General features: G+C 53.5%; 28 protein-coding genes. 10 read left to right on the forward strand and 18 right to left on the reverse strand.

Annotated features, from left to right (window positions below; all coding sequences use genetic code 11):
- Position 1 precedes the first annotated feature (1 nt).
- Both J8Z22_RS14140 and J8Z22_RS14145 read right to left on the reverse strand, forming a co-directional pair.
- Positions 2-379, reverse strand: coding sequence for a hypothetical protein (locus tag J8Z22_RS14140; RefSeq protein ID WP_252006863.1), 378 nt, complete (start codon positions 377-379; stop codon positions 2-4).
- Between the two features lie 79 nt (positions 380-458).
- Positions 459-1,406: an AraC family transcriptional regulator gene (locus J8Z22_RS14145; RefSeq protein WP_252006864.1), complete on the reverse strand. Its 948-nt coding sequence runs from the start codon at positions 1,404-1,406 to the stop codon at positions 459-461.
- Between the two features lie 114 nt (positions 1,407-1,520).
- On the opposite strand from J8Z22_RS14145, the gene J8Z22_RS14150 reads away from it, so the two are divergent.
- The gene (locus tag J8Z22_RS14150) at positions 1,521-1,901 is read left to right on the forward strand and encodes a hypothetical protein (RefSeq protein WP_252006865.1); all 381 of its coding nucleotides are present in this window, start codon (positions 1,521-1,523) and stop codon (positions 1,899-1,901) included.
- Between the two features lie 235 nt (positions 1,902-2,136).
- Complete coding sequence (locus J8Z22_RS14155; RefSeq protein WP_028111633.1) at positions 2,137-2,622, forward strand: DUF1097 domain-containing protein; 486 nt, start codon at positions 2,137-2,139, stop codon at positions 2,620-2,622.
- Positions 2,623-2,684: 62 nt separating this feature from the next.
- Here the strand turns inward: J8Z22_RS14155 and J8Z22_RS14160 are convergent, their stop codons facing one another.
- From J8Z22_RS14160 to J8Z22_RS14200, 9 genes are all read right to left on the reverse strand, one after another.
- Complete coding sequence (locus J8Z22_RS14160) at positions 2,685-2,900, reverse strand: hypothetical protein (RefSeq protein ID WP_252006866.1); 216 nt, start codon at positions 2,898-2,900, stop codon at positions 2,685-2,687.
- Between the two features lie 216 nt (positions 2,901-3,116).
- A complete protein-coding gene (locus J8Z22_RS14165; RefSeq protein WP_252006867.1) occupies positions 3,117-3,605 on the reverse strand; it encodes a pyrimidine dimer DNA glycosylase/endonuclease V in 489 nt (162 codons plus the stop codon).
- A gap of 242 nt (positions 3,606-3,847) precedes the next feature.
- Positions 3,848-4,267 (reverse strand): VanZ family protein, encoded by a 420-nt coding sequence (locus tag J8Z22_RS14170; protein WP_252006868.1) that lies wholly within the window; start codon positions 4,265-4,267, stop codon positions 3,848-3,850.
- 327 nt (positions 4,268-4,594) lie between these two features.
- The gene (locus J8Z22_RS14175; protein WP_252006869.1) at positions 4,595-5,152 is read right to left on the reverse strand and encodes a GNAT family N-acetyltransferase; all 558 of its coding nucleotides are present in this window, start codon (positions 5,150-5,152) and stop codon (positions 4,595-4,597) included.
- 106 nt (positions 5,153-5,258) lie between these two features.
- On the reverse strand, positions 5,259-5,561 hold the full coding sequence (locus J8Z22_RS14180) for a hypothetical protein (protein WP_252006870.1): 303 nt from the start codon (positions 5,559-5,561) through the stop codon (positions 5,259-5,261).
- 22 nt (positions 5,562-5,583) lie between these two features.
- On the reverse strand, positions 5,584-5,850 hold the full coding sequence (locus tag J8Z22_RS14185; protein WP_252006871.1) for a hypothetical protein: 267 nt from the start codon (positions 5,848-5,850) through the stop codon (positions 5,584-5,586).
- Between the two features lie 170 nt (positions 5,851-6,020).
- Positions 6,021-6,443 (reverse strand): UPF0158 family protein, encoded by a 423-nt coding sequence (locus tag J8Z22_RS14190; RefSeq protein WP_252006872.1) that lies wholly within the window; start codon positions 6,441-6,443, stop codon positions 6,021-6,023.
- Between the two features lie 116 nt (positions 6,444-6,559).
- Positions 6,560-6,877 carry a hypothetical protein gene (locus J8Z22_RS14195; protein WP_252006873.1) on the reverse strand — a complete coding sequence of 106 codons (318 nt, stop codon included), beginning with the start codon at positions 6,875-6,877 and terminating at the stop codon, positions 6,560-6,562.
- 88 nt (positions 6,878-6,965) lie between these two features.
- Positions 6,966-7,355 (reverse strand): hypothetical protein, encoded by a 390-nt coding sequence (locus tag J8Z22_RS14200; RefSeq protein WP_252006874.1) that lies wholly within the window; start codon positions 7,353-7,355, stop codon positions 6,966-6,968.
- 256 nt (positions 7,356-7,611) lie between these two features.
- Between J8Z22_RS14200 and J8Z22_RS14205 the strand changes: the two genes are divergently transcribed.
- Both J8Z22_RS14205 and J8Z22_RS14210 read left to right on the forward strand, forming a co-directional pair.
- Complete coding sequence (locus J8Z22_RS14205; protein WP_252006875.1) at positions 7,612-8,592, forward strand: transposase; 981 nt, start codon at positions 7,612-7,614, stop codon at positions 8,590-8,592.
- Between the two features lie 193 nt (positions 8,593-8,785).
- A complete protein-coding gene (locus J8Z22_RS14210; protein ID WP_252006876.1) occupies positions 8,786-9,169 on the forward strand; it encodes a hypothetical protein in 384 nt (127 codons plus the stop codon).
- Positions 9,170-9,545: 376 nt separating this feature from the next.
- Here the strand turns inward: J8Z22_RS14210 and J8Z22_RS14215 are convergent, their stop codons facing one another.
- Positions 9,546-9,905 carry a hypothetical protein gene (locus J8Z22_RS14215; protein ID WP_252006877.1) on the reverse strand — a complete coding sequence of 120 codons (360 nt, stop codon included), beginning with the start codon at positions 9,903-9,905 and terminating at the stop codon, positions 9,546-9,548.
- 119 nt (positions 9,906-10,024) lie between these two features.
- A complete protein-coding gene (locus tag J8Z22_RS14220; protein WP_252006878.1) occupies positions 10,025-10,351 on the reverse strand; it encodes a hypothetical protein in 327 nt (108 codons plus the stop codon).
- 290 nt (positions 10,352-10,641) lie between these two features.
- Here J8Z22_RS14220 and J8Z22_RS14225 point away from each other — a divergent pair, with 290 nt between their 5' ends.
- On the forward strand, positions 10,642-11,571 hold the full coding sequence (locus tag J8Z22_RS14225) for an integron integrase (protein WP_305881803.1): 930 nt from the start codon (positions 10,642-10,644) through the stop codon (positions 11,569-11,571).
- 230 nt (positions 11,572-11,801) lie between these two features.
- Here J8Z22_RS14225 and J8Z22_RS14230 read toward each other — a convergent pair whose 3' ends face one another.
- From J8Z22_RS14230 to bioA, 3 genes are all read right to left on the reverse strand, one after another.
- Positions 11,802-12,167, reverse strand: a complete 366-nt coding sequence (locus tag J8Z22_RS14230; RefSeq protein ID WP_252006880.1) for an MmcQ/YjbR family DNA-binding protein — start codon at positions 12,165-12,167, stop codon at positions 11,802-11,804.
- A gap of 19 nt (positions 12,168-12,186) precedes the next feature.
- On the reverse strand, positions 12,187-12,627 hold the full coding sequence (locus J8Z22_RS14235) for a hypothetical protein (protein WP_051252690.1): 441 nt from the start codon (positions 12,625-12,627) through the stop codon (positions 12,187-12,189).
- A 99-nt stretch (positions 12,628-12,726) separates the two neighbouring features.
- Entirely contained in the window at positions 12,727-13,995 is a 1,269-nt protein-coding gene (bioA, locus tag J8Z22_RS14240) for an adenosylmethionine--8-amino-7-oxononanoate transaminase (RefSeq protein ID WP_252006881.1), read from the reverse strand.
- Between the two features lie 169 nt (positions 13,996-14,164).
- On the opposite strand from bioA, the gene bioB reads away from it, so the two are divergent.
- Genes bioB through bioD form a run of 4 tightly spaced genes read left to right on the forward strand, consistent with a single transcriptional unit; the run spans position 14,165 to position 17,770 of the window.
- A complete protein-coding gene (bioB, locus tag J8Z22_RS14245; RefSeq protein WP_211227293.1) occupies positions 14,165-15,157 on the forward strand; it encodes a biotin synthase BioB in 993 nt (330 codons plus the stop codon).
- Positions 15,144-16,313, forward strand: a complete 1,170-nt coding sequence (gene bioF, locus J8Z22_RS14250; RefSeq protein WP_252006882.1) for an 8-amino-7-oxononanoate synthase — start codon at positions 15,144-15,146, stop codon at positions 16,311-16,313. The genes bioB and bioF overlap by 14 nt, the downstream gene beginning before the upstream one ends.
- A complete protein-coding gene (gene bioC, locus J8Z22_RS14255) occupies positions 16,303-17,103 on the forward strand; it encodes a malonyl-ACP O-methyltransferase BioC (RefSeq protein WP_252006883.1) in 801 nt (266 codons plus the stop codon). Before bioF ends, bioC begins: the two co-directional genes overlap by 11 nt.
- A complete protein-coding gene (gene bioD / locus J8Z22_RS14260) occupies positions 17,093-17,770 on the forward strand; it encodes a dethiobiotin synthase (RefSeq protein ID WP_252006884.1) in 678 nt (225 codons plus the stop codon). The genes bioC and bioD overlap by 11 nt, the downstream gene beginning before the upstream one ends.
- 46 nt (positions 17,771-17,816) lie before the next feature.
- Here the strand turns inward: bioD and J8Z22_RS14265 are convergent, their stop codons facing one another.
- Together J8Z22_RS14265 and J8Z22_RS14270 are read right to left on the reverse strand one after the other, a co-directional pair.
- Positions 17,817-18,200 carry a hypothetical protein gene (locus tag J8Z22_RS14265; RefSeq protein ID WP_028113224.1) on the reverse strand — a complete coding sequence of 128 codons (384 nt, stop codon included), beginning with the start codon at positions 18,198-18,200 and terminating at the stop codon, positions 17,817-17,819.
- Positions 18,201-18,215: 15 nt separating this feature from the next.
- The gene (locus tag J8Z22_RS14270; RefSeq protein ID WP_028113225.1) at positions 18,216-18,527 is read right to left on the reverse strand and encodes a monooxygenase; all 312 of its coding nucleotides are present in this window, start codon (positions 18,525-18,527) and stop codon (positions 18,216-18,218) included.
- 161 nt (positions 18,528-18,688) lie between these two features.
- Here J8Z22_RS14270 and J8Z22_RS14275 point away from each other — a divergent pair, with 161 nt between their 5' ends.
- Positions 18,689-19,600 carry a LysR family transcriptional regulator gene (locus J8Z22_RS14275; RefSeq protein WP_252006885.1) on the forward strand — a complete coding sequence of 304 codons (912 nt, stop codon included), beginning with the start codon at positions 18,689-18,691 and terminating at the stop codon, positions 19,598-19,600.
- The last annotated feature ends 130 nt before the right edge of the window (positions 19,601-19,730 follow it).

Here is a 19,730-nt window from a genome sequence, read left to right on the forward strand (position 1 = left end):
CTCAGGGACCGGCGCACACCAACGGCTGATCAAACACCTCATTTTGCAGCATTGCCACGCCAGTTTTAGGGTTTAAAGTCAGCACCATATCGCTGCCATGGTCGCCTCCCGGAGCCGACCATGGAATGGCAAGGCCGACCACCACCAGATAGGGCCGGGTTGCCAATACCTCGCCTCGCCCCTGCCAACAACCACTGTAGGCGCATACCGACAGCGCGCCGCGGTCATCAAGACTGACACTCAGCGGGGTAAAATCCGCCGTGGTGGCAACCGAACATCCCTGCGACGAACAGCGGCTTTCAAAGTCGTTGCTGCACTGCCAACTGTCGGCACAGACTTCGCTGCTGATCAGCAGCAACGCCGCCACCGGCAGCACCATTAGCCTGCTCCTGCTAGTTTCCAGACGGGTAGCAATAAACATCGGCACCCTCACACCCGGCTTCCATTTCGCTGATCTGTCACCCATGAGTTGCTCCCTGATCTGACCGAGTCCGTCGCCGACGTCGTACCGCACCGGGCGTAGTGCCCGTCACCACTTTAAAGGCTTTACGAAACGCCGCTTCCGACTGGTAACCATACTGCTCTGCCAAGTGAGCCACCGAGCACTGCCCGGTCGCCAGTTGTACTGACGCGCAGTGCATTCGCCATTGGCTCACATAACGCATCGGTGACACGCCAACCAGAGACTGAAACCGACGGGCAAAGCTCGAGCGGCCCAGCGCGGCAATCTGCGCCAGACCATTGAGAGTCCATGGCTTCGTTGGCTGATTGTGTATCGCGGCCAGCGCCGGCGCCAAGTGACGGTCGAACAACGCCGCCAGTAACCCCTGCTCAACCTGGCCCGATTCAATTTGTTGCCTGAGCAGGGTGACAAACATCAACAGCGCCAGTTGATTCACCACCGCATAATGGCCAGGCTGCTGCTGTTTTAACTCCAGTATCATCAAGGCCACCAGCCGTTCCAGACGCGATTCGGTGCCCAGATTGTGCACCACCATCAGTGGGGCCAACGAATCCAGCAGCGGCCAGGCGGCGGCATTGCGAAACTCAAAAAAGCCACAAATTAACTGGGTTCGCGGCTCATCCTCCGCCGCACTCGACAGCGGTGCATTGACCAGAGCGGCATCGGGCTGCTGCGGCGAACTGGCCAGAATGTGGTGGTTGTCGTGGGGAAACACCAACAGATCCCCCGGCTGCAGCGCCAGCGCCGGTTGCCCCTCCATGTGCAACCAGGCGCGGCCATTGGCGATCAGATGAAAAGGGATGCGGCGACTGCCGGCGGTATCCACCGCCCACTGGCCGCAAAACTCACCATTAACGTACACCTCGGTCTGCAACTGCAAACTGGAAAGTACCGAACTCAGCGCATCCGGATTGTCCAGATACACACTTGGACGATCTGACATAAAACCAGCACCATTTGACGCAGAATAGAGCAATTGTGCTCACTATACTGGCTCCATCAAGGCTCAACAAGGACCTTGACTGCCCTGTTAATTTGGACCTTACGGAGACGCATCATGAAAGCACTACTTGGAATGACCAGCGCGATAATTCTGACACTGGGTTTGGCGTTTGGCGCAGCGGCCGCCACCCCTGAAACCCGGGACGATGGCGTAACCGTGATTCACCTCGACGAGTACAACGGCTACTTCGCCGCCGAAGAGACCATCGCCGGACTGAAGACCGGTGAGTACGAATTTGTCGTGACCAACCGCTCTGACAAACTGGTGGGCTTTCAAATCCAAAACCTGGCCAACCGCAACACGTTAGACAAGTTTCCTCTGGAGCCGGGCCAAACCCGCAGCTCCCGGGTTACCATTACCGAAGCGGGCGTGCGCTACCGCTGCCCCATCAACCCGACCCCCTGGTATGAACTGGACGGCATTAAAGCCCGATAGTTGAGCCAAACAGCAGCCAGGCGGAACAACCGCCTGGCTGCGACTGGTTACTGCGAACCAGGACGGTGAGAGCCAGCCCTAAAATTGTAAAAAAATTTCACTTAAGTCACATAAACCATACGAAATAGCGTCAAACCCGACCTAATCCGCCCAATAGCGTGATCGTGATCACTTGGATGTGAAAATAAGTAAGATACACTCCGTCATCTTTCTGAGATAACGACGAGACGATTACATGTCTGTATTGGTGGCGATTGCAATCACAACCGGAATACTGTCCGGCATCTGGGGCTGGGTGTCGGTGTCATTGGGTCTGCTGACCTGGGCCGGCTTTCTGGGTTGCACAACCTACTTTGCCTCCCCTCAAGATGGCGTAAAAGGGTTGGCACTGAGCGTGGCCACCAATATGAGCGGCGTATTCTGGGCCATGGTGATCATCCAACTGTCCACCATCGCCGGTGCCGAAGTGATTGGCTATGTGATTACCGGCATCGTCGCCACGCTGATGTGTGTTCAAGCCAAACAGACCTGGCTCAACTACATTCCCGGTACCTTTGTCGGCAGCTGTGCCACCTTTGCCGCCGCGGGCGACTGGCAGGCGGTGATTCCGGCTCTGATTGTCGGCGCCACCTTTGGCTTCCTGATGAAAGCCTCTGGTCTGTGGCTGCATCAAAAAATCAACCAACCGGCTGCAGCCATGGAAACCGCCAAGGCAGACTGAGCCTCATCGATTTTCAGACACAAAAAAACGGCACCCTAAGTGCCGTTTTTTGATCGTCGAGCCTAGTCGTAACGCCGCAACCTGCGGCTGTCTGCCTTCAGGGCCAAGAAGCCCATATACGCCATGCCCAAAGGGGGAATCAACGACAACACCGCCCCAACCAAGGTTACCAAAGCCGGGGTATCGCTGCGCTTTCTGGCCAGCAATGCAATCAATACCGTGGACAATACCAGCCACAACACCATCATCTGGCCAGCAAGGGTTGCATTAATAGACATTGAAACTCCTTTTCTGTCTGTCTTGCTCCAGCCCAAAGCATCATGCCGGACCCGTCTCGGAGCAGATCAAGAATAACGTCTGCCAACAAAGCAATGCAACGGCAACCGTGACCTCTCCTATGCTCCTGATGTAAAGCTGTTACAACACTAACGGGCGGAGCCAAAAGAGGAACTAAAGACCGGTTGCCCTTGCCAAAGGGGCAAGTTTCGATTCCATCAATCCGTAGCCGCGTTCAGCATCTGAGTATACCAATCGGGTTGGGGCCGAACTGTCCAGCGAGCAAAGCGCGACTTGTCCTGAACGTAGAAGCGCCGATAGGCCAGCACCGCATTGCCCTGAACTTTAAACGGCTCTGGCATCGCTTGAGCAAAGGGTGTCAGTCCACGGCGGGCAAACGGCATCGACTCAATGAGCGACAGCGTCGCCATCGACTTGTGGTCTTGAGGTTTACCGTAGCGAAACCGATATTCATCGTTCAGGGCCACCGCCAGATCCCGTAGCCAGCAAAAGTTATCGTAGGACTCCTCTACCCATAACACACAGGGATGCTTGAGGTGGGTGGAGCGATAAGGGGTGTCAAACCCCTTTTTGTTTAACGCCGTGCACAGCAGTTGCACGCTTTCGAGGATCATCTTGACCACATGCTGATCGCAGTGACTGCGGGCACAGCGCTCTATGTCATCATCCAGTACAAAAATGTTCATCACCCCTCCCCTACTGAAATCAGCCTGTGTCTCGGCCGAATGTCGCCGTTTGCAGCAAGCACCATCAAGTACGAGCAATCGGTCAAAGTGGTTTAGGGAAGCAACCGCCGTACAGGGGATGTGTTCAGATGCCAAACAGCCCGAATTCCAGCGACGCGAGCCGAATCAGCCCAAGAAAGTTAAATTGACAGGTAATGACCTCGATGAAGCAAAAACACTGGGACCTGGCCACCTCGAAGGAATCAGCTCTCGGCGTGCCGACGACAGAGCCAGCGTGTTGCCGCCAGCTTTTTACTGACCCAGGTAAACAGCACAATCCCCACCAGATCCGCCGCCAGGTCGGTAACATCGAAGGTGCGCCGAGGCAGAAGCAGTTGACTCAGCTCCTCCAGCAGCACAAACAGCGACACCAGCGTCGTACCGAGGTACCAGCGCCAACGGCCGACGGGAAGAGTCTTAAGGCCAGTGCCCAGATTGGCAGCCAGGGTTAACAAGCCAAACAAACAGAAGTGACCCAACTTATCGCCATACGGCAACTGCCGAACCAGATCGAAAAACACACTGTCGCCACCGCTGTTGGCCAGATAGATGATCCACAAAATAAACCCAAAGAAGCCAATGCCCAGCAGGCCAATGCTCTTTTGAATTCCGGTACTACTCATTCCTATCACCCTTTTGTATAAAATGGCCAATCGTCTCGTTACTGCCGCCATCCGCGATCATGGCCGCGATTCGGCCTAGCGGGCCCAGACCCACACAAGGGCTGGTGTCGATGGTCTTTGCAGGGACACAGCATAGTTAACCTCGGCCCGGCTGTCAGAATTAACTGACTGAACAGCGCCTGTTTCTGTACCCAGCAGGGACGATTCCGTATCGCTTGGGTTACTCGATACACTGAAGGCAGAATCTAAGCACCGAGATTCACACCCAGGGAGCGTTGCCTGCGTTGACACTTGTGGGCCGCCCTATATGCCTCTCTCATCATTAGCTCAATCTGCTTTATTGCCCTCTGAACGTAAAAGGGAAAACACCTTTAGGTCATGATAGGAGCCCTTCCATTTACCATGCTGCCTTAGTATGCCGTCACATTGAAAGCCTAACTTTTCAAGCACAGACTCCGAAGCACCATTGCCCAACATAACATACGCCTCAATTTTATTAATAAACCTTGGGCAGTCATTTGAAAATGAGTACTCGACAACTTTACTTACAGCTTCTTTAGCAAAGCCCTTTCCCCAGGATCTTTTTTGGAGTTCATAGCCTATAACCGCTACATCATTGCTTTCTTCGAAACGATTAATGCCACAACTACCTACAAATTCATTCGTTGATTTTTCTCGAATCGCCCATCGAACACTTTTTTGCTCTCTAAAGCTCTTATTATCATTTTCTATTAATTCAAGCGCTTCATTTTCCGAAGTGAAGTGTAAATCGTAAAATTCAGTCACTTCGCTATCAGAAAACATGGCGAAAATTGCTTTAGCATCATCGTTGGATTGCTCATCCAGGATAAGCCTTTCCGTTTCTACTATTGGGAAATTATTCATACATCTCCGACAATATATCGTCCCTTTAGAGGCAACTGCTTGTCTGGCTATACTCGGCGAGGCACGAGCGCAACCGGACTGATTGCTATCCGTCTTGAGTCTTTCGTTATCTTGCGCCTGCTCCGGGCAAAAAGAATTCAACCTTGCCGCACGATTCACAAGCAAACATATCGAGCGCTTGTTTATCGACTAACAGCTCGGCGAAATTGCCCAACGCGCCCCATCGAGTGCCCTCATGAAACTCCTTGGAGCCAAGCATCAGCATCGCTGACTCACAGCGAAGGCATTTCAGAGCTTGGGCCTTTGATTCAGCTGGCTTTAGTTGCCCTCTCTCACAGCCGCAGTTCCAGCAAACTTCAAAGCTGGACTCGTCGATCTCTGTACTACAGTTCTGGCATTTCCAAGCCATAGGACCTCCTAAAATTGGCTGTCTATTTTACAGAAGTGCCAGCACTGACAGCAGACACCAGCCCAACTAGAAAGCCAAAATCGTACCACACTCCCGAGTTAGGGAAGGTATAGATTCTGACATCAGAAAACAGGCTTGCGATAAAACTAAAAATAAAGAAAAAACCATGCATTAGGCCAGTGAAAAAGCCTGGAAGATCGTTACCATGCGTTTCGGGTTGAGATGCACAACCTGATAATAGAATCAAAACCGTTAGGGAAAAAGCAATGTAACATTTGTTTTTATTCATAGGAATTATTTACTATGTTTTAAGTAACTCGGTTTATATCAACCGGATTAAATCAATTATAACTTCTAGCTTTTTATTAAAGCAACCAGTCCTCAATGAGATGCACTCTTAATATGATACCCAATAAAGAAGAGTACTGCTAGCCAGTAACAGCTGCCTGCAGTGCATTGTCAAGAATCTTCATTGACTGTTATTTCATTGACAAGACACCATTCAAGCAACTCCCTAGTTACGGCCTTCTCTTCATATCGATACCATTCATCGAGCATGTTAGTTTGATCAAGAAGAACCTTAAACCTTCCGTATGCGCCACGCCGACTAAATATGTTATGCACAGTTTCAACGTGTTCTGAAAGGTGCTCTGCGGCAAACCTTAGAACTAACCGTTTACCCAAGTTCATATCTTGCTTCGATGGAATCTCTACGTAATCTGGATTGTCATAAAGATCATCAGGTAGCTCTTCATCGTCGATGAGATCGCCAGTGTAAACTATCTTGCCGCTGCACCTATTTAGATACGTACAACTATCAAACAACAGCCCAGACGATGAAAAATCAACGGCTAAGGCAAGGTCGCTGAGCTTAACTTCCATACTAAACCTCCTGAGCCATTTAACACCCCATTAAGTGAAAGCACGTTGGATAGCAAAAATCATCGAAGTACGAGCAATAGCCAACCAAACTAATACTACCCTCCTGCAGGAGTTTATTATAGATCAATCCGATCATTAAGACGTACCAAATAATAAATTGCGATAGGAACGAGACCAAATAGCAGACCGAAGGCACTCCATAGCAGCTTTCCATCATTGTTCTTCGACGTCACCCACCATAGCCAGGCGCAACACGCTAGATTTTGAAGCGAGACAACGAGTATTGATAAAGACTCCCACTGCTTCCGCACTGTATAAGGGATCTCGGTCACGCCGTACTCTACCGCTAAGTACATATCACGAAACAGAGGGAACACAGCAGCCGCTACGGCCAATACAATCGCGAGAAGAATAAACGGTTTAACCTCTTCCAAACACACTCCTTTGAGACCTCAATCTAACGATTTTGGTGTCCACTAAAGCGGGTCAACTTCAGTCCGTGTTTTCAGGCGCTTGTTATGTTTAGTCATCTACGCCGTAGATTTTAAAGATGTTAGAGTCTAAAGGTTTGTAAAAGTAAACTCTGTCACTTCCAATAGAATTAAAAAAATCAGCTTTTCTAGAGAAGTTTTCCATCGTCACACCTTCAATATAGCTATCATAAAAGCATGCAGACGCTATATACTCAAAGCTTCCCTCTTCTTTGTCATCAATACTTACAATAAAGTGCTTATCAAATATCTCTGGCCCATATACTTTCCACTTTGATTCAATTTCATTTCTTAAAGCCAAACATTTAGCCTGACTTTCGTTGGCTATTATTAGTCTCTTAGGCTCGCTATCATTCAAGATGTAATATGTATTCACAGTTAATGAAAGGGCAAGCATCAGTATCAGCAACGTGGATTTCACTACATCCCCCAATAAAAAGGCCTTATTAATTGGCGTATCTATGTTTTAAAAGTTAACGACAAATGAGCGCAAGCCAAGCGTCTTGCACCCTTTTAGAGGGCTAAAAGAGACACCAGGGCTAAAAGCATGGGCTAAAAGAGACACCCATACTAAGAGCGCTCTGAAGCCATCATCAGGGCTAAAAGAGACACCCATGCTAAGAGCGCTCTGAAGCCATCATCTATACTGTGATTTTGTTAGTTTCAAGGATGAGACTATGCCCACAGCCAGAAGCCAACAGGTATCGTTGCAAGATACCCCGTTCTATCACTGCGTTAGCCGTTGTGTTCGCCGCAGTTTCCTTTGTGGCATCGATACCTACACCGGCATCAGTTACGAACACCGCCGCGACTGGGTTGAAAAACGGTTACTCGAATTAAGTCAGGCGTTTGCCATCGAAGTTTGTGCCTATGCGGTGATGAGTAACCATACCCATGTGGTACTGCATGTCGATGCCCAACAATCCAACGACTGGAGCACCTTGGAGGTGCTGAATCGTTGGCACCAACTGTTTGCCGGAACTGAAGTTACCCGCCGTTATTGTGACGACGAGCAGCGTGACAATCTAGCCAGTGTTGAGCGCCACCAGGTTGAACGCAAAGCGGAGCTCTACCGCACTCGCCTGGTCGATTTAAGTTGGTTTATGCGCTCCCTCAACGAGTACATTGCTCGCGAAGCCAACAAAGAGGATGAGTGCACCGGACGGTTCTGGGAGGGCCGTTTCAAATCTCAGGCCTTGCTCGATGAGCAGGCTCTGCTGGCGTGTATGGCTTACGTTGACCTCAACCCTATTCGTGCAGGCATCGCCAAGACCCCGGAGCAATCGGACTTTACCAGCATTCAAATGCGCATCCGCGCGGCCCTTCACGGCAAACAGCCAGAGCCGCTAAAGCCGTTTGATGCCAACAATTTGGGCCTACATGCATTGCCCTGTCATCTCAATGATTATCTGGAACTGGTGGAGTTTACCGGTCGTGCCATCAGGGGCGACAAAACCGGGGCCATCCCAATCACCTGCGGCACGCTGCTGCAACGACTCGATATCGACTTAGACAGCTGGATGGAGCTCACCGAGGGCTTTGAGTACCAATTCTGCTATCTGGCAGGACGACTGCACAGCCTGCAGCACTGCCGACAAACCGATGGTATGCACCGAATTCGAGGCTCAGGAAACGCCAAACGCTTGCTAGGTGCTTAATCGGTAACTTCCCTCCTGATCAGATAAAGACACTTGCTCAATGAGTGGTGCTTAGCTGCCCGCTTTTCGGCAATTCTCATTAAAAACACGCCAAACCCCATCATCTCAACCACTGGCAATGAGTTTCATAAAGATCTAATGGGGCAACTACAAGTTCTGCCACCAGGTGCCTAGTGAGCGATTTTAAAAATGGGTGTCTATTTTATTTGTTACCAGCATTCAAATGCGCATCCGCGCGGCCCTTCACGGCAAACAGCCAGAGCCGCTAAAGCCGTTTGATGCCAACAATTTGGGCCTACATGCATTGCCCTGTCATCTCAATGATTATCTGGAACTGGTGGAGTTTACCGGTCGTGCCATCAGGGGCGACAAAACCGGGGCCATCCCAATCACCTGCGGCACGCTGCTGCAACGACTCGATATCGACTTAGACAGCTGGATGGAGCTCACCGAGGGCTTTGAGTACCAATTCTGCTATCTGGCAGGACGACTGCACAGCCTGCAGCACTGCCGACAAACCGATGGTATGCACCGAATTCGAGGCTCAGGAAACGCCAAACGCTTGCTAGGTGCTTAATCGGTAACTTCCCTCCTGATCAGATAAAGACACTTGCTCAATGAGTGGTGCTTAGCTGCCCGCTTTTCGGCAATTCTCATTAAAATCACGCCAAACCCCATCATCTCAACCACTGGCAATGAGTTTCATAAAGATCTAATGGGGCAACTACAAGTTCTGCCACCAGGTGCCTAGTGAGCGATTTTAAAAATGGGTGTCTATTTTATTTTTTGAATTTCAAATCCACAATTTTTCGACCTAACTTGACGATTGGATTCATTGAGCACCTAACGCCCTGTTAATGGGCAAAATTATATTGGCTAAAATGTGAAGCGGAGCGAAACCAAGCCAACGTAATTTTGTCCACTATTAAACAGCTTGTTAGCAGCATACTACACTACCAAACGATATTTCTTTCTTTAAAGTGACTATCTATCAGCGCCTTACAATTAGCGTTTACTCTGCCAATGTTTTTAGAGAAGCCTGAATGTAAAGTGATTTTCAACAATACTTCTTTCTCAAACGCGACAGATTCAATATCGGTAAACTCCGCTAGCCACTTCATATCTTCTAAGGTTGTACCTTTAAACGTCAAAGCGGAGTTACCAATGGAAACTGTTCTGCTAGCGGAATTACTAGCAAAACTCACAATCAAATAATCTTCGTTTAAGTACCCACAGTCAGTTTGAATAAATTCGGATTCAGCAGAACACCCCGATGCGATCAGGCTACATAAAGCGACTATAAAGTATTTCAAACGCTGACCTCTCGATTGTGCTGCTAACGCCCGTCTAAGCGGCGGAAACAAAGCTTGGCTACAATCCGTGAGGTACGAGCACAAGCCAAGCGTTTTGCGTCCGTATCTTAAGGCGCTTGTTATGTTCTCTTTCTATACAGGGTAATTCCAAGCATAACAATCATAATCGAAAGCATCCCGGTAGCTATGAAAAGTGAACACTTTAGCCAGTGAATTCTCATGGTGGCTCCGTCAATATAGTTCATGTTGTATTCACTTACATTTATAACAATTCCAGCTAAATCCTTTCTCTTCAGCTGGCTTAAATCCTCTATGCTTTCATTAGCCAAATTACTAGTTCTTACCGGGTTCCAATGTTCATGTGCAACTGGATCAAACAATACAACTAGAGCACCAATTATTGTTGTTAGAGACAGTAGTAATATGCACTTTGTCGCAGTTCTCAATTTTCCCCCTTAGAACATAACAGCTTATTATGCGGCGATTCGCCGCCTTTCATCCAACAAAACCTTGCCGCCTATCCGCCGCGGCCAGATTTCCCAATTTGACGTAAAAATCCTATAAATCAAAGTGATAGCATCACAAAAACGATTTCTTTCCTCGATTACTTGGCGCGCAAGGCGGATCCAGCTTGCAAAAAAGCGGCGCTGACCTATAACTGTATATTTATACAGTTATCAGGAAATGATCTATGACTTCGCCTTTCATCGCTCACCTTTCCGAACGAATGCGGGCTATGCGCTATCGAGAAAACACCATCCGCACCTACACGTTATGGATAAAGCGCTATGTGAATTTTTGTGGTCAGCAACACCCCATCGACGCGAATGAGCAACAGCCGGAGCGATTTCTGTCGTTTCTAGCCTCTGAACGCAATTTGTCTCCGGCCACCCAGGCCATCGCTCTGAATGCGCTGGTGTTTCTCTATCGAGACATTCTCGATAAGCCGCTGTCACTCACCCTCGCGTTTCAACGAAGCCAACGGCAGCCGAAACTACCAACCGTGCTCACGTGCAGTGAAATGGCCGCGCTGCTTGCTCAGGCCTCGCCTCGGTATCTGTTGCCCATGCAATTGATGTACGGCAGCGGCCTTCGCAAGAGTGAGGCTTATCGACTCAGGGTCAAAGACATCGATTTTGACTATTCGGGCATCCAGGTGTGGGACAGCAAGGGCGGCAAGCATCGCCGGGTCACCCTGGCTCGAGAACTCCACCACTCACTCAAGGTTCAGATTGCAGTGGTTCGACGGTATTTACAGCACGATCTCAAACGCCCGGAATTCAGAGGCGTCAACATGGCGTATGCGCTGGCAAGAAAATTCCCTAACGGCCAATTTGAGCTTGGGTGGCAATTTCTGTTTCCTTCCCCCTCCCTCAGCTTCGATCCTGATGGCGGCGCCCTTCGCCGGCATCACATTCATCCATCCAACTTAAGAAAAGCGGTGAAGCACGCCGCTCGTCAGGCCGGTATCGAAAAAGAGGTCACCTGCCATACGCTGCGCCATTCGTTTGCCACCCATTTGTTGCAACAAGGCATCGACATTCGCACCATCCAGGCGCAATTAGGCCACAGCAACCTAAAAACCACCCAAATTTATACCCATGTGCTGCAGATGGGCGCCGATGGTGTCACCAGCCCGTTAAGCCGGCTGACCAATCAAAAGTAAGCAGTCGCAAACTGCTATCCTATTGAATTGCAAAGGAGTTGAATTGTTTCGAGTAAAGGAATCGGCACAGCTCCGCCATGTCGCCCCTTCACAGAAGCCACAGAAAATGAACACGACGAAATGAGTAAAACGGAATTACTGTAGCGCAAAAAAGAGGCAACCGACAAACCATTATGATTATCAGTGAGATGACTCGTCTAGCGGCATCGCGCTTCAACCACGCAATGGCGCTAGAGATGCACCTCTACCGAGACTCGATCCCGTTTGGGAAGGGACTGCACCACCAATAGGAAGGAGTTGTCGATCATCCGCTCAACCTCCCCCTGAGGTATAGAGCCATCCAGAATCACGGTGTTCCAGTGCTTTTTGTTCATGTGGTAGCCGGCGATGACCGATTCGAAAATGTCCCTCAGTGCCAGCGCCTCATCCGGATCGCATTTCAAGTTCATCCAGAAATGACGCTTGTCCTGCCCTAACGACAGGGTGGCAAACATCTTCCCCTTAACCTTGAACACCTCCACCTCCGGGCCAAAAGGGGTATCCAGCAAGCAGTTGGGCTTGTTCAGCAAGTATTCGCGAACGGCTTGATGATCCATTAGGTTCCCTCCTTATTCGTCATTCGTCGGTCAGCTTGTTGCGTTCTGTCATGATGGCGGTCACCACCTCATCAGGGCAATCGGTTCCCAGACGAATGATCTTGCCACAACGCAGCATCAATTCGACAGAGTAGTGACCAGAAACCTGATAGGCCCAACCACTGCGACCCAGATGCACCGGCCAGCGCCCGTCTTGATCTCGGTTGACCACAGATACGGCGTCAATCTGGTTGATTTGAATCTGCCGCCGCCACACTCTGGGACCAAAGTACCAGCGAACAAATCCCTGGTGCACCTCGATGGTCAGTGACGAAAACAGCGCCCCCACCACCAGCACCAACGACGACAGCAGCAGCACCGGCAGGCTGTCACATCCCTGCCACCAGAACGTGGCGATCAGCAGGCTGAGCCCGCCGATCATCAATGCGCTGAACTGCGTCCGGCGATACAGTCTGCCCATCACCCTCTCCCTCGCTACACGGCTTCCCCCTATGCTAAAGAAGCCGATTCGATGGAGTTTTGATCCTACGCAGAGTTGCATTCGATAGGTAACAATCAATCACCCGGCCAATGCGGTCGCCATGGCGTCCACCAAACGCTTTAACTGCGAGTCTTCAATGACATAAGGCGGCATTATGTAGACCAAGCGGCCAAAGGGTCGAATCCACACTCCCTGCTCTACGAAGTGCTGCTGAATCTCGGCCACATCAACGGGCTGGTGGGTTTCCACCACTCCGATGGCCCCAAGCCAGCGCACCGACTTCACTTTTGGCAGTTGAGCCAGAGGCGGCAGCCACTGCGCCAGCCTGGTTTCTATTTTTGCGACCTGAGCCTGCCAGTCGCCCTGTTGCACCAGTTCCAGGCTGGCATTGGCAACGGCGCAGGCCAGCGGGTTGCCCATAAAGGTGGGCCCATGCATAAAACACCCGGCTTCGCCGCTGCATACGGTATCGGCTACAGATTGGGTAGTCAGGGTGGCCGACAGCGTCATGTAGCCGCCGGTCAGGGCCTTACCCAAACACAGAATGTCCGGGCTGATGTCCGCATGCTCACACGCAAACAACTTGCCGGTTCGGCCAAACCCGGTGGCAATCTCATCGCAGATCAACAGCACGCCGCTGTCGTCACACAACTGTCGCACCCGGCGCAGAAACTCGGGGTGATAGAAGCGCATGCCGCCCGCACCCTGAACGATGGGCTCCAGAATTACCGCCGCCAATTGGTGCTGATGGCGGTCAAACTGGCGCTGAAAATCGTCAAAATCGGCCTCTCGCCACGATTCAAAGAAGCCGCCCTGAGGCGAATCCGCAAACACGTGCTCAGGCAAAAAGCCTTTGTAGAGGCTGTGCATGGAGTTGTCGGGGTCGGTCACCGACATGGCGGCGAAGGTGTCGCCATGATAGCCATGACGCAGAGTAAGAAAGCGAGGCCGACTCTCGCCTTTGGCCGCCCAGTATTGCAGCGCCATCTTCAACGCCACCTCCACCGCCACCGAACCGGAGTCCGCCAGAAACACCTGCTGCAATGGCGCCGGCGTCATCGCCACCAACTTTTTGCACAAAGACACCGCCGGTTGATGGGTGATGCCACCAAACATCACGTGCGACATGTTGGCCAGTTGCCCGGTGACTGCCTGGTTCAGGTGTGGATGGTTGTAACCATGGATGGCGGCCCACCAGGAGGACATGCCGTCGATCAGGGTGCGGCCATCCTCCAGCTGCAACTCCACTCCGGTGGCCGACGCCACCGGGTAACACGGCAGTGGGTTCAGGGTCGACGTGTAAGGGTGCCAGATGTGTTGCTGATCAAACTCAATATCGATGGTCATTTTTTAACCGTTTGTAAATGTAGCAATTCCCAGTTGGTTGACAGTTTATCGACTTGCTTTAGACTAGCCAAGGACAAACCGATAACTACAACCTTTTTGGGGAACCGCCGTGGAACTGCGTCACAACTGGACCAGAGAAGAAGTCGATACGCTTTTTAATCAACCCTTTATGGATCTGCTGTTTCAGGCCCAACAAGTACACCGTCAGCACCATGACGCCAACAAGGTGCAGGTCAGCACTCTGTTGTCGATCAAAACCGGCGCCTGCCCCGAAGACTGTAAGTACTGCCCTCAGAGTGCGCATTACCGCACCGACATCGACAAAGAGCGCTTGATGGAGGTGCAGCAGGTGCTGGAATCGGCGCAAAAGGCCAAGGCCGCTGGCTCACAGCGATTCTGTATGGGCGCGGCCTGGAAAAATCCCAAAGCCCGCGACATGCCCTATCTGGTAGAGATGATCCGTGGGGTCAAATCCATGGGCATGGAAACCTGTATGACCCTGGGCATGCTGGACGCCGACCAAGCCGACGAGCTGGCTGAGGCCGGCCTGGATTACTACAACCACAACCTGGATACCTCGCCGGAGTTTTACGGCAACATCATTACCACCCGCACCTACCAGGATCGGCTCGACACCCTCAGCCACGTGCGCGACGCCGGCATGAAGGTCTGTTCCGGTGGCATCATCGGCATGGGCGAGAGCGCCAGCGACCGCGCCGGCCTGCTGGTGGAACTGGCCAATCTGCCCACTCACCCGGAGAGCGTGCCCATCAACATGCTGGTGAAGGTGAAAGGCACGCCGATGGAGAACCTGGACGACGTCGAACCGTTCGACTTTATTCGGCTGGTGGCCATTGCCCGCATCATGATGCCCAAGTCGGCGGTGCGCCTGTCGGCGGGCCGGGAAAACATGAATGAGCAGATGCAGGCGCTGTGCTTTATGGCCGGAGCCAACTCGGTGTTCTACGGCTGCAAACTGTTGACCACTCCCAATCCGGCCGAAGACAAAGATCTGCAGCTGTTCAACAAGCTGGGGATCAACAGCGAAGATCGAGTACAAAAGCCCGATGCCGTGGAAGCCGAATCACTGCTGGCTCAGGTTAACCACAACATCGCCGCTCGTCCCAACGCCGATGACCTGTTCTACGATGCCAGCCGCTAATCCGCTGGCAACCCGCATCCGCTCCGCGCTGGCGGAGCGGGATGCGCAAGGGCTATACCGACACCGCCAGGCCATTCAACGCCTCGATGGCGGCCAGATCCTGGTTGACGACCGCCCCTATCACCATTTTTGCGGTAACGATTACCTGGGTCTGGCGGAGTCGTCTCGTCTGTCCGATGCCTGGAAGCGCGGCCTGCGTCGCTTTGGTGCCGGCAGTGGCGCTTCTCCGTTGGTTACCGGGCACCACCAGGCCCATCAGCAGTTAGAACAGACCCTTTGCCAATGGCTGGGGTTTGAGCGGGCACTGCTGTTCAGCAGTGGCTTTGCCGCCAATCAGGCCATCATTCATGCGCTGATGCAAAAATCCGATCTGCTGCTGCAAGACCGCCTCAACCACGCCTCTTTGCAGGAAGCTGGCCACCTTTGCCCTGCCACCCAAGCCCGCTTTAAGCACAACGACTGCGACGATTTGGCGCGCCGGCTGCAGAGCGCCGCGCCTGAACAAGCCAAGCTGGTGATCACCGAAGGGGTGTTCAGCATGGACGGAGATCGCGCCCCGCTGGCCGACATCGCCGCGCTGTGCCAGCAGCATCGGGCCTGGCTGATGGTCGACGATGCCCACGGCTGTGGCATATTGGGCCAGCAGGGCCGAGGCAGCTGCGATGCCGCCGGCATTCAACCAGACCTGCTCGTGGTGACCTTTGGCAAGGCCTTTGGCTGCGCCGGAGCAGCGGTGTTGTGCGGTCACGACCTGGCCGAGTATCTGACTCAGTTTGCCCGCCATCTCATCTACTCCACCGCCCTGCCCCCGGCCCAGGCCTGTGCCATCGGCGAGGCCATCGAGGTGATCACGCAGGAGCCGTGGCGCCAACAGCGGCTGGCGCAATGGCAACAACTGTTGCAGGCGAGGCTGGATTCCGCCATTCCCCTGTGTCACACCGACACTCCCATCCAGCCGCTGATGGTGGGCGACAGCCAACGGGCACTGGCACTGTCTGAGGCACTTCGTCGCAAGGGCTTTTGGGTCAGTGCCATTCGGCCACCAACGGTGCCCGCCGGCAAAGCCAGGCTGAGAATCACCCTCAGTGCCGCCCACAGCCAACACCAGGTGCAGCAACTGGCCGATGCCATCAACGAGGCCTGGCATGAACAGTAAGGCGCTGCTCGAATCACCCAAACACGACAAGGGCGCCATCGGCGCCGCCTTCAGCCGCGCCGCCCACAGCTACGACAGCCACGCCGCGTTTCAGCGCCAAGTCGGCGAACGCCTGCTGGCCCTGGCCGGGCCTCAGGCCATCGGTCGCTGCCTGGATTTAGGTTGTGGCAGCGGCCACTTCTCAGAGCAGTTACAGGCCCAGGGACACCAGGTGATTGGCTTGGATCTGGCCATGGCGATGGCATCGGCCACGCAGCAGCGCTGCGCCGCCGCCCGGGTGGTGGTCGCCGATGCCGATGCACTGCCACTGCAAAGCCACGCCGTCGATCTGGTGTTCAGCAATCTGGCGCTGCAGTGGAGCGACAACCTGCAGCTGGCGCTGTCTCAATTGAAACGGGCGCTAACCCCCGGCGGACGGGTGCTGTTCTCCACCCTGGCCACCGGTTCGCTGTCCGAGCTGGATAAGGCCTGGCAACAGGCCCATGGCCGCCATCACATCAACCGGTTCCTCAGTCCCGAGGCCATTCGCATGCAGGTAGCCCAGGCGGGATTCTCACCGTCACAACTGACGTTTGAAGCCATCACCCTGCACTATCCCAACGCGTTGGCAGTAATGAAGGCACTGAAAGGCGTCGGTGCCAACCACCTCAACCACGGCCGGGCTCCGGGGCTGACCGGCAAAGGCACCCTGCAGCGCCTGCAGCAGGCTTACGCCGTTCAGGCCGATGAGCGCGGTTTATTACCCCTGACCTATCAAGTCTGTTTTGGAACTCTGAGCAATGACACTTAAGTTGTTTGTCACCGGCACCGACACCGATATCGGTAAAACCCTGGCCGCCCGCGCCCTGCTGCAAGCCGGCCACCAACGGGGCCTGACGACCGCCGGTTATAAGCCACTGGCTGCCGGATGTGAACCCGGTGAGCAGGGGCTGGAAAATGGCGACGCCCTGGCGCTTCAGGCCGCCAGTTCGCTGACTCTGACCTACGACCAGGTCAACCCTTACGCGCTGCCTGAGCCCCTGTCTCCTCATCTTGCCGCCCGCCATCAAGGCATCGCCATTGACACCGACCGGTTGACGCGCGGGCTCACAGAGTTGGGCCAAATAGCCGATATGGTGGTCGTGGAAGGCGCCGGCGGCTGGATGGTGCCAGTGGATGACACTGTGACGCTCAATCACTGGGTGGCCGAGCAACAGTTGCCGGTGGTACTGGTGGTGGGGATCAAGCTGGGTTGTCTGAACCATGCGCTATTGTCGCAGCGAGTGATCGAAGCCGACGGCCTGAAACTGGTAGGCTGGATTGCCAACCACGTCGATGCCGACAGCGCCTGCCAGCAGGAAAACATCGACTACCTGTGCCGCCATATGAAGGCGCCGCTGTTGGGGCGGATTCCCCATCTGTCCGACACCGAACAACCCCTCAACCAGCACATCGACCTGTCGCCCCTGCTCGCCTGAATAGCAAAACGCTCCCGCCAAAGCGGGAGCGTTTCTTAAACCATGGTCAACCGCGCTCGGCGCGCTTGAGTGCCCAGCTTAACCACAGTACTACGCCGATAAAGAACAGCGGGTCGCTCCAACCGAAGCCGCTAAACAGCCCGGTCAAACAGGCATACAGGGTCACCGCAGCGCCAATAAGGTTGGTCCATATCAGGCTTCTCAACAGGGTCAGAACCGCGCTACTGCCGGGCTCAAACCGAGAAAACTGCCAACCAATGATGGCAATGCCAGCCAGAAAAATGCTGTTGTGCTGAGACAAAAATACACTGTATTTATCGTCGATCATCAACCCATATTGCGGCCACAGCCAAGCGGGGATCAGCGCCAGCAAAACCGCAAAGACACCATAGATCAGGCTGTGCAGTTGTAACACTCGATTTGCAGACATCGGTTCTCTCCTGATTTAGGCTGGGTTTACCGGGCCCTGATTAATGGCCGTCAATGCCTCATTGATGTGAAACACCTTACCGGTGATCCCCTCAACGCCCATCTGCCGCAGACGAGCACTGTGCATCGCCAGGTACGCCTCGGCGTTGGCCTGATTATCGAATAAATACACGCCTCCGGCTTCCTTGGTCTGCTCGTTGATGGTCCATACCTTCCACAGCATGCCCGGCTCATCGTTGATCGACGCCGCCAGGTCGCTCATTTGCTCGGTCATGCGCTGGTCAAACGGGCCCGCATAGGGAAAGTCCACTTGCACAATTACCGCCATGGTGTCACTCCTCAATCTTAGTTGTCGTCGCCGATACCTTGTTTCGAAACCACAGCAGAGCGGAGTCTCGACCTCGGTATCGAGGTTGAACACCATGTTGAACTCAAAATTATGTACAATAAAGTTCAAATATCCGCACTAAAGTGTCAAAAAAATCCACCATGAGTTTAAAAACAACCTTAGATCAATGGCACACCTTACAGGCGGTGGATCAGGCCGGCAGCATTCAACGCGCCGCCGCCGTGCTCAATAAAAGCCACACCACTCTGATCTACGGCATCAAAAAACTGGAAAGCCAGTTGGCGGTGCCTCTGGTGCAGGTGGTGGGGCGACGGGCGGTGCTGACCGAACAGGGGCAGGCGCTGTTACGCCGGGCGGCACCGATGCTGGAGCAGGCCCGAGATCTGGAATGGATGGCCCGACAACTGGCCGAAGGCGCCGAGGCGCAGATCACCCTGACCATGGATCACCTCTGCGACCGACGCTGGCTGTACCCGCCACTATCCCGATTTATGGCCCGTCATCCCGGCACCTCGGTCCAGATTCGGGAAACCTCGCTGACCAGCACCCGTGATGCGGTGGAACAACAGCTGTGCGACCTGGCCATCATCAATGTCCCCATGGGCAACCATCTGGCAGAGGCCTTTGGCACGGTCACCATGGTGCCGGTAGTGGGCAACCAGCATCAACTGGCCAGCCGATCCGAGCTCAACAATGACGACCTGACCGGTCAAACCCAGATCGTCATTCGGGATCTGGGCGCCGACGAACAGGCCCAGGATGTGGGCTGGCTGAAAGCACAGCAGCGACTGACCGTGGACAATTTCGATCATGCCTGGGAGGCGGTGATCGCCGGCGCCGGTTTCTGCCGTCTGCCCGAACACCTGCTGGCCCAGCGAGACCCCAACCAGTTTGTGCGGCTCAACCTTGATGGCGGCCGCCGTTATCAGGTGCCGATGCACCTGGTTCGGCCCAAGCTGGCCCGCACAGGTTTGGCAGCCAATGCACTGTATCTGGAACTGATGCAGGAGGCACAGACACGACTCGCGGCCGACAATGACGAATCAGGCTAGCTGGCGGCCAGCCTGTTAATGCCCTGTCTACGCCCTGGTGTTTTTAGGACTACACTGAACCCTCGCTGACCCAAGTCGCATTATTCGGCCGAGTCCGAACAGTTTTCGGATAGTCTGGTGTCCCCAGCAC

This window comes from Ferrimonas sp. SCSIO 43195, assembly GCF_023716685.1.
Taxonomy (GTDB): Bacteria; Pseudomonadota; Gammaproteobacteria; order Enterobacterales; family Shewanellaceae; genus Ferrimonas; species Ferrimonas kyonanensis.